The sequence below is a fragment of the Leclercia sp. UBA2479 genome (assembly GCF_002341985.1).
Lineage (GTDB): Bacteria > Pseudomonadota > Gammaproteobacteria > Enterobacterales > Enterobacteriaceae > Enterobacter > Enterobacter pneumoniae.
Window position 1 is genome coordinate 1,302,538 of the sequence record NZ_DDPB01000009.1, and the last position, 12,269, is coordinate 1,314,806.

A 12,269-nucleotide genomic window follows, 5' to 3' on the forward strand; every position below is an offset into this window, starting at 1 on the left:
TCCCGACACTATCGCGTGTTCTCCATCACAAATAAAAAAGCCCGGCGTTTGCCGGGCCTTATTACTTGCCGGGGAATTAACCCAGCTGTTTACGCGCGTTGCGGAAGATACGCATCCACGGGCTGTCTTCGCCCCAGTTTTCCGGGTGCCAGGAGTTGCTGACGGTACGGAAGACGCGTTCCGGGTGCGGCATCATAATGGTCGCACGGCCGCTTTCGCTGGTGACCGCGGTAATACCATTGACTGAGCCGTTCGGGTTCGCCGGGTAGGTCTGGGTGACTTTGCCGAAGTTATCCACGAAGCGCAGCGCCACCAGCCCTTTACTTTCCAGCTGAGCGAGATGCGCCGCATCACGTACTTCTACCTGCCCTTCGCCATGAGAGACGGCAATCGGCATCTGCGATCCTACCATCCCCTGCAGCAGCAGAGACGGGCTTTGGGTCACTTCAACCAGGCTGAAACGCGCTTCGAAGCGATCGGACTGGTTACGCACAAAGCGCGGCCAGGCTTCGCTACCAGGGATCAGCTCGCGCAGGTTAGACATCATCTGGCAGCCGTTACACACGCCCAGCGCCAGCGTCTGCGGACGATGGAAGAAGGTTTCGAACTCATCGCGCACGCGGCTGTTGAAGAGGATCGATTTCGCCCAGCCTTCACCGGCCCCCAGTACGTCACCGTAAGAGAAACCACCGCAGGCTACCAGCGCATGGAAATCTTCCAGACCCCTGCGTCCGCCAATCAGGTCGCTCATGTGCACATCTATGGCATCGAAGCCCGCACGGTGGAAGGCCGCTGCCATCTCAACGTGAGAGTTCACCCCCTGCTCACGCAGAACCGCCACTTTCGGGCGCGCGCCGGTCGCGATATAAGGCGCGGCGATATCCTCGTTGATATCGAAGGAGAGCTTCACATTCAGCCCTGGATCGTTATCGTTGGCCTTGGCCTCGTGTTCCTGATCGGCACATTCCGGGTTATCGCGCAGGCGCTGCATCTGCCAGGTGGTCTCTGCCCACCACATACGCAGGGTGGTACGGCTTTCGCTGAACACCGCATGGCCGTCCGCTTCAATCACGAAGCGATCGCCCTGTACGGCTTTGCCCAGATAGTGCACGCAATCTGCCAGGCCATGCTGAGCCAGCAGGGCCTCAACCGCGTCGCGGTCGGCAGCACGCACCTGAATCACGGCGCCCAGCTCTTCATTGAACAGCGCGGCCAGACGATCCTCGCCCAGCGTCGCGATGTTGGCTTCCACGCCACAGTGACCGGTAAAGGCCATCTCTGCCAGAGTCACCAGCAGACCGCCGTCGGAACGGTCGTGATAAGCCAACAGTTTGCGCTGCGCCACCAGCGTCTGAATCGCGTCGTAGAAGCCTTTCAGCTGCGCCACGTCACGCACGTCGGCAGGCTTATCGCCCAGTTGACGGTAAACCTGCGCCAGCGCGGTTGCCCCGAGGGCGTTCTGGCCTTTGCCGAGATCGATCAGCAACAGGGCATTATCTTCGAGAGACAGCTCAGGGGTAATGGTCTGACGCACATCTTCCACGCGGGCAAAGGCGGTAATCACCAGCGACAGCGGAGAGGTCATCTCACGCTGTTCGTTACCTTCCTGCCAGCGGGTTTTCATCGACATGGAGTCTTTACCCACCGGAATGGTCAGCCCCAGCGCCGGACAGAGCTCTTCGCCCACGGCTTTCACCGCTTCGTACAGCCCGGCGTCTTCACCCGGATGACCCGCTGCGGCCATCCAGTTAGCAGAGAGTTTGATGCGTTTGATATCGCCAATGCGGGTAGCGGCGATGTTGGTCAACGCTTCACCCACGGCCAGACGAGCCGAAGCCCCGAAGTCCAGCAGTGCAACCGGCGCGCGCTCGCCCAATGCCATCGCTTCACCGTAGTAGCTATCGAGGCTGGCGGTGGTTACCGCGCAGTTGGCAACCGGGATCTGCCATGGCCCTACCATCTGGTCACGGGAGACCATCCCGGTCACGGTACGGTCGCCGATAGTTACCAGGAAAGTTTTTTCCGCCACGGTGGGCAGATGCAGAACGCGGTTTACCGCTTCTGCTATCGAGATGTCCTGACGTTCCAGCGCTTTGCCTGCCGCTTTACGAGTCTCGACATCGCGGGTCATCTTCGGCGTTTTGCCCAGCAGCACGTCCAGCGGCAGATCGATCGGCTGGTTGTCGAAATGGGTGTCATTCAGGCTGAGGTGCATCTCTTCGGTCGCTTCACCGATCACCGCATAAGGGGCACGTTCACGACGGCACAACTCATCGAACAGCGGCAACTGGTCTGGCGAAACCGCCAGCACGTAACGCTCCTGCGATTCGTTACACCAGATTTCCAGCGGGCTCATGCCCGGTTCGTCGTTCAGGATGTCGCGCAGGTTGAAACGGCCACCGCGACCGCCATCGCTCACCAGCTCCGGCATAGCGTTGGAGAGACCGCCCGCCCCGACGTCGTGGATGAAGAGAATCGGGTTCGCATCGCCCAGCTGCCAGCAGCGGTCGATCACCTCCTGACAACGGCGCTCCATTTCCGGGTTATCACGCTGCACGGAGGCAAAATCGAGGTCTGCATCAGACTGACCGGATGCCATGGACGAGGCCGCCCCGCCGCCCAGACCGATGTTCATCGCCGGACCGCCGAGCACGATCAGCTTCGCACCGACGACGATCTCACCTTTCTGCACGTGATCGGCGCGGATGTTGCCGATCCCGCCCGCCAGCATGATGGGTTTGTGGTAGCCGCGCAGCTCTTCACCGTTGTGGCTCTCCACTTTCTCTTCGTAGGTACGGAAGTAACCGTTAAGCGCCGGACGACCAAATTCGTTGTTGAATGCCGCACCGCCCAGTGGGCCGTCGGTCATAATATCCAGCGCGGTGACAATACGTTCCGGCTTACCGAAATCTTCTTCCCAGGGCTGTTCAAAGCCTGGGATACGCAGGTTGGAGACGGAGAAGCCCACCAGACCCGCTTTGGGTTTTGCACCGCGACCGGTTGCCCCTTCGTCACGGATTTCACCGCCGGAGCCGGTCGCAGCACCCGGCCACGGCGAAATCGCCGTCGGGTGGTTATGCGTTTCTACTTTCATCAGGATATGCGCAGGCTCCTGATGGAAGTCATAGCGCCCTGCTTCGCGATCGGCGAAGAAGCGGCCCACCTCGGAACCCTCCATTACCGCGGCGTTGTCTTTATAGGCAGACAGCACGTGGTCAGGGGTTTGCTCCATGGTGTTTTTAATCATTTTGAACAGCGACTTCGGCTGCTGTTCGCCGTCAATCACCCAGTCGGCGTTGAAGATTTTGTGGCGGCAGTGTTCTGAGTTCGCCTGGGCGAACATATAGAGTTCGATATCGTTCGGATTGCGGTTCAGTTTAACGAACGCATCCTGCAGATAATCAATTTCATCTTCGGCCAGCGCCAGGCCGAGACGCAGGTTGGCGTCAATCAGCGCCTGACGGCCCTGCCCCAGCACATCCACACTCTGCACGGGCGCCGGCTGATGATGGGCGAAGAGCTGCTCCGCGTCGTTTAACGCGCCAAAGACGCTCTCCATCATGCGGTCATGCAGTTCAGCGGCCACGGTCGCCCACTGGGCGTCGGTCAGCGTTGAGGCTTCAACGTAATAAGCCACGCCGCGTTCAAGGCGGTTTACCTGCGTCAGGCCACAGTTATGGGCGATGTCGGTTGCTTTAGAAGACCAGGGGGAGATGGTACCAGGGCGAGGGGTGACGAGCAGAAGTTTACCGGTTGGGGTATGGCTGCTCAGGCTCGGGCCATACTTCAGCAGGCGCTCAAGTCTCGCTCGCTCCTCTGCATCCAGAGGGGCATTCAGGTCAGCAAAATGGACATACTCAGCGTAAATATTGCTTACCGGAAGGTCGGCCGCCTGAAAACGTGCCAGCAGTTTGTTGATACGGAAGGCAGACAGTGCAGGCGAACCACGCAGAATTTCCATCATAAGTCTCTCGTCTTCGAAGCGCCGGAGGCGCTTACAGTGTGCGCAAGGGGGGAAAACGGGCGTCATTATAGAGAATCCTGAGCGCAGACGAAACCGTTTGCGTCGAAATAAAATCACAGCGGAAATTTAACAATAGGTGTTGCCGTTATCTGTAATAAGTTGCCAACTGGCTTAAGTTTACGCAAAATGCCGCTCAATCAATGGCAAACCGTACGTTTAACATGGCCACTGCAGACTGAGGCAAGCGCTGACGCAGAGAATTAACTAATTGAAAAAATTAAAGATTAATTATCTGCTCATCGGCATTGTTACCTTGCTGCTGGCAGCGGCCTTATGGCCTTCTATCCCCTGGTTCGGCAAAGCCGAAAACCGTATCGCCGCGATCCAGGCGCGGGGGGAGCTGCGCGTAAGTACCATTACCTCCCCGCTGACCTACAATGCCATCAACAATAAAGTGATTGGGCTGGACTACGAGCTGGCGCAACATTTTGCTGACTACCTGGGCGTGAAGCTAAAAGTAACCGTACGCCAGAACATTAGCCAGCTTTTCGACGACCTCGATAACGGCGATGCCGACCTGCTGGCCGCCGGTCTGGTTTACAACAGCGAGCGCAGCAAAAATTATCAGCCGGGCCCAACCTACTATTCCGTTTCGCAGCAGCTGGTCTACCGCGTGGGCAGCCTGCGCCCGCGTACCCTGGCAAATCTGACCGCTGAACAGCTGGTCATTGCGCCTGGCCACGTGGCAATCGAAGACTTACGCGTCCTGAAAGAGAAAAAATATCCTGACCTTAGCTGGACGGTCGATGAAAAGCTGGGCACGACGGCCCTGCTCGAACAGGTTAAAGACGGGAAGCTGCCCTATACCATCGCCGACTCGGTTGCCATCAGCCTCTTCCAGCGTGTACATCCTGAACTGGCCGTGGCGCTGGACGTGACCGACGAGCAGCCGGTGACCTGGTTCAGTAAACTTGATGACGATCAGACCCTCCCTGCCGCAATGCTCGATTTCTTCAGCGGCCTGAATGAAGATGGCACCCTGGCACGGCTGGAGGAAAAATACCTCGGTCATGGCGATGACTTTGATTATGTGGATACCCGCAGCTTCCTGCGGGCCGTCGACAACGTGTTACCGGATCTTCAGCCGCTGTTTGAGAAATACGCTCAGGAGATCGACTGGCGGTTGCTGGCCGCGATTTCATATCAGGAGTCGCACTGGGATGCGCTGGCCACCTCGCCCACCGGCGTACGTGGATTGATGATGCTGACCAAGAATACCGCCCAGAGTCTCGGCCTTACCGACAGGACGGATGCGGAGCAGAGCATCAGCGGCGGGGCGCGCTATCTGCAGGACATGATGAGCAAAGTCCCGGAGACGGTACCGGAAGAGGAGCGGATCTGGTTTGCGCTGGCGGCGTATAACATGGGCTACGCCCATATGCTCGATGCACGCGCCCTGACGGCCAAAACCAAAGGCAACCCGGACAGCTGGTCAGACGTGAAGCAGCGCCTGCCTCTCCTGAGCCAGAAACCCTGGTACAACAAGCTCACCTACGGGTATGCGCGCGGCCATGAGGCCTACGCCTACGTCGAAAACATTCGTAAATATCAGATAAGCCTGGTGGGTTATTTGATGGAGAAAGAGAAAGAGGCGGCGCAGGCGCGCCAGATGGCTGAAAACTACCCGGTGGTCGCCCCGGACGAACTTAACCACCCGGTAACTTCGATTCTGCCTTTTGTTGCTTTTTCTGCAGGCGACGCATTCGAAAAAAGTCACTCAGCATCGCCGAACAGGCTGGTGCAAGTACCCCACCGATGACATTAACCTGATGATTCATTCCGGGGTGTCCCAGCACGTTCATAAGAGAACCTGCGGCCCCGGTTTTTTCATCCTGCGCGCCGTACACCACGGTGCCAATGCGGCTGTGGACCATCGCACCTGAGCACATGACGCACGGCTCCAGGGTAACATAAAGCGTGGTCTCCAGCAGACGGTAGTTTTGCAGTACCAGCCCCCCCTGACGCAGCGCCATAATCTCTGCATGCGCGGTAGGATCGTGGCGGCCAATCGGGCGGTTCCACCCTTCGCCAATCACCTTATTGTTGTGTACCAGCACGGCACCCACGGGCACTTCGCCCTCATCCCAGGCGCGTTGAGCCAGCGAGAGCGCGTGGCGCATCCAGTATTCATGATTAGGTTCAGGGTTAGACAACGACATGCACTCCAGTCTGTAAAGCGGGCGCATTATACACACAGCTTATGTATAACACTATTCCAGCTGCTGTAGCTCGCCCTGGGGAGTGACACGCCAGCGGTGCTGGCAGAAGTAGAGCAGCGGGTTATCTTGCTTACTGTCGCTGTAACCACTGTACAGGCGCAGCGGCGTACCGATTCTTTTCTCCAGTTGCGCCACCTTTTCATGGCCAAGACAGCGCATGGTGAGCACCCAACCGCCGTAGCGTCGCCCTGTCTGGGTGGCGATAAGGTTCACTTTCGGCAACCACGGCGTATCGAAATAGACGAGCTCCACCAACGGCTGTGGAGATCCGGTAATCAACCAAATATCGGCATCCGACGCATCAAGATAGGCGGTGAGCCTCTGCTGCACCACCGGAAAGGCGGTAACATGCTGGCGAAACCAGTCGGCAAAATCCTGACGCAGCTGTTGCAGTCGCGCCTCGCTGTGGCCAAATGTGCATCCCCACAGCAACAGACTCATGGGCCAGCGGGCTGCGCGCCCTTTTATCAGTAACGCGCAGCCGATGACCGGCAGGAGGGGCAATACGAGCAACGCATTCAGGGGTTGTCGGCGCAATAAATAACGCATAAACGTACCGAACATATCCTGTTGATGAAGCGTTCCATCCAGATCAAAAAAGACAACCCGACGCTCGTTATTAACCAAACCTCACTCCTCTGGATCGTTGAATCCTAACAGCCAGGTAAAGAGGAACCCGGCGATCACCGCTATTAAATAGCCTAACAGATAGAGCATGACTTTTCCGGTCACGATGGTTAATGCCAGCGGTAAACCGGAAATACCAAAGGTGATGACGGTCGCCACTTTCCAGAAACTGATCAGCGCCCCACCCACGGCACCGCCCAGGCAGGCACCGATAAATGGCTTACCGAGCGGCAGCGTGACGCCAAAAATGAGCGGTTCGCCGATGCCGAGTAAGCCCACCGGCAGAGCCCCTTTAATCACTTTTTTAAGGCGTGCATTGCGGGTTTTCATCAATACCGCAATCGCCGCCCCCACCTGCCCGACACCGGCCATCGACAGAATCGGCAGCAAGGCGTTAAAGCCGTGGGCCTGCACCAGCTCGACGTGGATGGGCACCAGCCCCTGATGCAGGCCAGTCAACACCAGCGGCAGGAAGGTCCCGGCCAACACCGCCCCTACCATGAATCCACCCCGGTCGATAGCCCAGGAGGCACCGTGCGCAATCGCATCGGAGATCCAGCCGCCGAGCGGTTGCAGGGCAATAATCGCAATACTGCCTGTAATGAGCGTCGTCAGCAGCGGGTTGAGGATCAGCTCCAGCGAGCCCGGCAGGGCATTGCGCAGCTTTTTCTCGACCCAACACATCAGCACGACCACCAGCAGCACGGCAATAACCCCGCCACGGCCAGGCTGGAGCGCCTCGCCAAACAGGCTTATTTGCGCCAGCTGTGGGCTGGAGAGGATCCCGGCCATAACCCCGCCCATAGCAAGCGAGCCGCCAAATACCTTGGCGGTATTGACCCCCACCAAAATGTTCATGATCGCGAAGACAGCACTGCCAAAGATGCCCAGGATCCCCAGCAGATTGGGGTACTGCGTAGCAAAATCACCGACAATATCCGGGCGCTTCAGGATATTAATGATCCCGGTGATCAGCCCGGAGGCGATAAACGCCGGAATCAGCGGAATAAAGACGTTTGCCAGCTGGCGCAGGGCATCGCTCATCGGTGCTTTATAGCGCGCCTTCACCTGAGCTTTGGTGCGCTCGGCGTCATCCACCGCTGCGCCCCCCATCACCGCGCGCATGGCATCCACGACTTGCGCAGCTTTGCCCGGCCCGACAATCAACTGGTGCTGCTCGCCCTGCTTCACATAGCCGCTGACGCCCGGCAGTTTCTTCAGATGCGGGAGATCGAGCCTGGACTCGTCTACTACCTCCACCCGCACGCGCGTCATGCAGTTTTCCAGACGCAGGATGTTTTTCTCTCCGCCAATCCCCTGCAGGATACCGCTGGCGAGCGCTGCCGTTTTTTCCATATCCGCCTCTTTAGTTTTCTAACGCCGCCCGTAAAAAACCACTGTGCTGGTCGAGTCGGGCACGCGCCGTCGCCGCATCCAGCCCGCTTAATATCATCAGAATGGCAGGCTTAACGTCATAATCGGTCTGCTGGAGCACCTTTTCGGCCTCTTCGCGCGTGGTGCCGGTCGCTTCCACGACCATGCGGCAAGCCCTGTCGATAAGCTTCACGTTGGTGGCCTTCATATCCACCATCAGGTTCTGGTAAACCTTGCCGAACTTCACCATCGCGCCGGTAGAGATCATGTTCAGCACCAGTTTCTGCGCCGTGCCGGATTTAAGTCGCGTGGAGCCGGTCAGAGCTTCAGGCCCTACCACAGGCGAAATAGCGATATCCGCCACCTGGGCGATAGGGGATCCTGGATTACAGGAGATGGCCACCGTCGTGCAGCCGGTCTGTCTGGCAAATGCCAGCCCACCCAGCACGTACGGCGTGCGCCCCGATGCCGCCAGCCCGACGACCAGATCCTGCGGTGCCAGTGCAATGTCGCGTAAATCGTCTTCACCGAGCTGCGGGCTGTCCTCCGCCCCCTCGACGGCTTTTAACAATGCCCCCGGCCCACCGGCTATCAGACCGATCACCAGGCCGTGCGGTACGCCGAACGTAGGTGGACATTCGGAAGCATCCAGCACGCCCAGGCGACCACTGGTCCCCGCCCCCATGTAAATAATGCGGCCGCCCGATTTCAATGCAGTAGCCGCCGCATCGACCGCCTTCGCAACCTCGGGCAATGTCTCTTTCACTGCCTGCGCGACCAGCGTATCCTGTTGATTAAAACGGCTTACAAGGTCAAAAGTGGAGAGCGCATCCAGATCCATGGTTTGCGGGTTACGGGTTTCAGAAACAAGCGATCCTAGATTCATCTTTTGTGCCTCAAGAATTTTTAATTCATAATAATCGCACTATAATGGAATATAAAATTCATTCGGGCGAGCAATATTCGCAATTTGCAACAGCTATCACATTTCGCCAGGAGACCTCATGAACTGTTTAATCCGAATTCGCCAGCGATACGCGGGCTTTGCCCAGAGCGACAAAAAACTGGCGGATTTCCTGCTGTCTCAGCCCGACCATGCCCGGCATCTGAGTTCACAGCAGCTGGCCCAAGAGGCAGGCGTCAGCCAGTCGAGCGTGGTGAAATTTGCGCAGAAGATCGGCTTCAAAGGGTTTCCCGCGCTCAAACTGGCCATCAGCGAAGCGCTGGCCAGCCACCCTAACCCACAGTCGATGCCGGTACATAACCACATCCGTGGCGACGATCCGATGCGGCTGGTCGGTGAAAAACTGATCAAAGAAAAAGTGGCGGCCATGCACGCCACCCTGGATGTGAATACTGAAGAGAAGTTGCTGGAGAGCGTGACGATGCTGCGCACGGCACGACGGGTGATCCTGACGGGTATTGGCGCGTCGGGGCTGGTAGCACGCAACTTTGGCTGGAAGCTGAATAAAATTGGCCTGACCGCTATCGTCGAGCAAGATATGCATGCTCTGCTGGCCACCGTTCAGGCTATGGAGCCCAGTGACGTGCTGCTGGCCATCTCCTATTCCGGCGAACGCCGTGAAATCAACCTGGCAGCAGACGAAGCCCTGCGGGCGGGGGGGAAGATCCTTGCGATTACCGGTTTTACCCCTAATGCCCTACAGCAACGCGCCTCTCGCTGCCTGTATACCATTGCAGAAGAGCAAGCGACCCGGAGCGCGGCCATCTCTTCCACCAGCGCACAGATGCTGCTGACGGACCTGATGTTTATGGCGCTAGTGCAGCAAGATCTCGAACATGCGCCGGATCGTATTCGCCACAGCGAAGCGTTGGTTAAAAAACTGGTTTGAGTACGTAATGAGCGTATAATGCCCGCCCTGTTTGTGATGTTTCTGAGAATTACCTGATGGCGCTGTTAATTACCAAAAAATGTATCAATTGCGATATGTGCGAACCCGAATGTCCTAACGAGGCCATTTCCATGGGTGATAGCATTTATGAGATTAACAGCGACCGTTGCACCGAGTGTGTTGGCCATTACGAGACGCCGACCTGTCAGAAAGTGTGCCCAATCCCGAATACCATTCTCAAGGATCCGGCACACACTGAATCAGAAGAGCAGCTGTGGGATAAATTTGTACTGATGCACCACGCGGATAAGATCTAACTTTCAATAATGACCGTTGCGCAGGCGTAGTGGCGCTCATCCGCCAGCGTGACGTGCATATGCGCTACCCCCAGCTTCTCAGCCAGTTTTAACGCTTCTCCCCACAGACGCAGACGCGGCTTGCCCAGCTCATCGTTAAAAACTTCGAACTGATTGAAAGCCAGCCCGTTACGGATCCCCGTGCCGAATGCTTTCGCCGCCGCCTCTTTCACCGCAAAACGTTTAGCCAGAAAACGCACCGGCTGCTGGTGCGTCTCCCAGATGGCCCACTCGTTATTGCTAAGTACGCGACGGGCAAGGCGATCGCCACTACGGGCAATCACCGCTTCAATACGCGAAATCTCAACGATGTCCGTGCCTAAGCCAAGAATAGCCATTAGCGACGGGCTTCCAGCATCAGGCGTTTCATCTCTGCCACCGCCTCTTTCAGGCCGCTCATCACCGCACGGCCAATGATGGCGTGACCAATATTCAGCTCGTGCATCTCCGGAATGGCGGCGATGGCTTTCACGTTGTGGTAGGTAAGGCCATGACCGGCATTGACCTTCAGTCCGAGGCTCGCGGCGTAGGTCGCGGCTTTGGCGATGCGCTCAAGCTCTTTTGCCTGGGTGTCTTCGTCTTTGGCATCCGCATAGCAACCGGTGTGGATTTCGATGTAGGGCGCACCCACGTCTGCTGCGGCTTTGATTTGCGCCTCATCGGCATCAATAAACAGCGAGACCAGAATACCGGCATCTGCCAGACGTGTGCAGGCATCGCGCATTTTTTCCAGCTGGCCGGCAACGTCGAGGCCGCCTTCAGTGGTCACTTCCTGACGTTTTTCTGGTACCAGGCAGCAAAAATGAGGTTGCGTCTCAACGGCGATGTTCAGCATCTCTTCGGTCACCGCCATCTCGAGGTTCATGCGGGTATCCAGCGTTTGACGCAGCACCCGTACATCGCGATCGGTGATGTGACGGCGGTCCTCACGCAGGTGAACCGTAATGCCGTCGGCCCCCGCCTGCTCAGCAATAAACGCGGCCTGTACCGGGTCCGGATAGGCCGTGCCGCGCGCGTTACGCAGGGTGGCGATATGGTCAATATTGACGCCTAACAGTAATTCAGCCATGACAATCCTCGGTTTTCTCGTTGTTCATTTACGCTTGGGCATAAACTGCCTGAATAATTCGCGGCTCTTTAAGGGCTTGCCTCCAAGATACGGCTTCAGCGCAATACGGGTAAAGCGTTTTGCCGCCCGCAGGGTCTCTGCATCCGGAAATTCCCGCTCGGCTAACGCGCGCAGGTCACGCCCGGTAAAGGTACTATTATCAATCACAATACTGGCGATAAATCCTTTCTCTTCCCGGTAGCGGTAGGTCATGGTCTCTTCCACCGGATCGCCACTGCCTGCACAGTGAAGAAAATCTACGCCGTAACCCAGATGGCCAAGCAGCGCCAGCTCAAAACGGCGCAGGACGGGTTCAGGCGAGCCAGTTACCCCCGCCAGGGCCTGGATACAGTGCAGGTAGTCGAAGAAAAGTTCAGAGAAGCGAGTCTCATGCTCAAGCACGCGTGAGATGAGTTCGTTGACGTACAGGCCGCTATAAAGGGTGATACCAGAGAGGGGAAGTGCCAGGGAGACGGCTTCGGCGCTGCGCAGGGTTTTGACCTCCCCTCGCCCACCAAAGCGGACCAGCAGCGGTGTGAAAGGCTGTAAAGTTCCTTTCAGATTAGAACGTTTGGAACGTGCGCCTTTAGCCACAAGGCGCACGCGGCCCGACTCTTCCGTGAAGACGTCCAGTATCAGGCTGGTTTCGCTCCAGGGACGACTATGGAGAACGAAGGCACGCTGCCAACCTTCCATACTGTTCGTCGT

General features: G+C 57.5%; 11 protein-coding genes and 1 pseudogene. 4 read left to right on the forward strand and 8 right to left on the reverse strand.

The window, feature by feature from the left end; all coding sequences use genetic code 11:
* Positions 1 to 76: 76 nt before the first annotated feature.
* Entirely contained in the window at positions 77 to 3,964 is a 3,888-nt protein-coding gene (gene purL / locus B3B59_RS15820; RefSeq protein WP_233801475.1) for a phosphoribosylformylglycinamidine synthase, read from the reverse strand.
* A 36-nt stretch (positions 3,965 to 4,000) separates the two neighbouring features.
* Here purL and B3B59_RS20510 point away from each other — a divergent pair.
* Positions 4,001 to 4,085, forward strand: a pseudogene (locus B3B59_RS20510) (hypothetical protein); the annotation flags it as partial.
* A 147-nt stretch (positions 4,086 to 4,232) separates the two neighbouring features.
* Entirely contained in the window at positions 4,233 to 5,783 is a 1,551-nt protein-coding gene (gene mltF / locus B3B59_RS15825; protein ID WP_286809503.1) for a membrane-bound lytic murein transglycosylase MltF, read from the forward strand.
* Here the strand turns inward: mltF and tadA are convergent.
* The 4 genes from tadA to murQ are packed head-to-tail and all read right to left on the reverse strand — an operon-like array spanning position 5,671 to position 9,130.
* On the reverse strand, positions 5,671 to 6,210 hold the full coding sequence (gene tadA / locus B3B59_RS15830; protein ID WP_414671908.1) for a tRNA adenosine(34) deaminase TadA: 540 nt from the start codon (positions 6,208 to 6,210) through the stop codon (positions 5,671 to 5,673). The two genes, mltF and tadA, sit on opposite strands and share 113 nt — an antisense overlap.
* 24 nt (positions 6,211 to 6,234) lie before the next feature.
* On the reverse strand, positions 6,235 to 6,870 hold the full coding sequence (yfhb, locus tag B3B59_RS15835) for a phosphatidylglycerophosphatase C (protein WP_207292223.1): 636 nt from the start codon (positions 6,868 to 6,870) through the stop codon (positions 6,235 to 6,237).
* Positions 6,871 to 6,873: 3 nt separating this feature from the next.
* The gene (locus B3B59_RS15840) at positions 6,874 to 8,226 is read right to left on the reverse strand and encodes a PTS transporter subunit EIIC (RefSeq protein WP_286809504.1); all 1,353 of its coding nucleotides are present in this window, start codon (positions 8,224 to 8,226) and stop codon (positions 6,874 to 6,876) included.
* Between the two features lie 10 nt (positions 8,227 to 8,236).
* On the reverse strand, positions 8,237 to 9,130 hold the full coding sequence (gene murQ, locus B3B59_RS15845; protein ID WP_286809505.1) for an N-acetylmuramic acid 6-phosphate etherase: 894 nt from the start codon (positions 9,128 to 9,130) through the stop codon (positions 8,237 to 8,239).
* Between the two features lie 118 nt (positions 9,131 to 9,248).
* Between murQ and B3B59_RS15850 the strand changes: the two genes are divergently transcribed.
* Together B3B59_RS15850 and B3B59_RS15855 are read left to right on the forward strand one after the other, a co-directional pair.
* Positions 9,249 to 10,097: a MurR/RpiR family transcriptional regulator gene (locus B3B59_RS15850; RefSeq protein ID WP_046884535.1), complete on the forward strand. Its 849-nt coding sequence runs from the start codon at positions 9,249 to 9,251 to the stop codon at positions 10,095 to 10,097.
* A gap of 56 nt (positions 10,098 to 10,153) precedes the next feature.
* Positions 10,154 to 10,414, forward strand: coding sequence for a YfhL family 4Fe-4S dicluster ferredoxin (locus B3B59_RS15855; protein WP_040074472.1), 261 nt, complete (start codon positions 10,154 to 10,156; stop codon positions 10,412 to 10,414).
* On the opposite strand, the gene acpS is transcribed toward B3B59_RS15855, so the two are convergent.
* Genes acpS through recO form a run of 3 tightly spaced genes read right to left on the reverse strand, consistent with a single transcriptional unit; the run spans position 10,411 to position 12,257 of the window.
* A complete protein-coding gene (gene acpS / locus B3B59_RS15860; RefSeq protein WP_040074471.1) occupies positions 10,411 to 10,791 on the reverse strand; it encodes a holo-ACP synthase in 381 nt (126 codons plus the stop codon). The genes B3B59_RS15855 and acpS overlap by 4 nt on opposite strands.
* Entirely contained in the window at positions 10,791 to 11,522 is a 732-nt protein-coding gene (pdxJ, locus tag B3B59_RS15865; protein WP_046884534.1) for a pyridoxine 5'-phosphate synthase, read from the reverse strand. The genes acpS and pdxJ overlap by 1 nt, the downstream gene beginning before the upstream one ends.
* Positions 11,523 to 11,546: 24 nt before the next feature.
* Complete coding sequence (gene recO / locus B3B59_RS15870; protein ID WP_046884533.1) at positions 11,547 to 12,257, reverse strand: DNA repair protein RecO; 711 nt, start codon at positions 12,255 to 12,257, stop codon at positions 11,547 to 11,549.
* Positions 12,258 to 12,269: the final 12 nt, after the last annotated feature.

Bases quoted from the DNA above. Each gene is read 5' to 3' on its own strand.
- purL (WP_233801475.1), bottom strand. From the start codon at position 3,964: ATGATGGAAATTCTGCGTGGTTCGCCTGCACTGTCTGCCTTCCGTATC.
- tadA (WP_414671908.1), bottom strand. From the start codon at position 6,210: ATGCGCCCGCTTTACAGACTGGAGTGCATGTCGTTGTCTAACCCTGAA.
- B3B59_RS15840 (WP_286809504.1), bottom strand. From the start codon at position 8,226: ATGGAAAAAACGGCAGCGCTCGCCAGCGGTATCCTGCAGGGGATTGGC.
- murQ (WP_286809505.1), bottom strand. From the start codon at position 9,130: ATGAATCTAGGATCGCTTGTTTCTGAAACCCGTAACCCGCAAACCATG.
- B3B59_RS15850 (WP_046884535.1), top strand. From the start codon at position 9,249: ATGAACTGTTTAATCCGAATTCGCCAGCGATACGCGGGCTTTGCCCAG.
- B3B59_RS15855 (WP_040074472.1), top strand. From the start codon at position 10,154: ATGGCGCTGTTAATTACCAAAAAATGTATCAATTGCGATATGTGCGAA.
- acpS (WP_040074471.1), bottom strand. From the start codon at position 10,791: ATGGCTATTCTTGGCTTAGGCACGGACATCGTTGAGATTTCGCGTATT.
- pdxJ (WP_046884534.1), bottom strand. From the start codon at position 11,522: ATGGCTGAATTACTGTTAGGCGTCAATATTGACCATATCGCCACCCTG.
- recO (WP_046884533.1), bottom strand. From the start codon at position 12,257: ATGGAAGGTTGGCAGCGTGCCTTCGTTCTCCATAGTCGTCCCTGGAGC.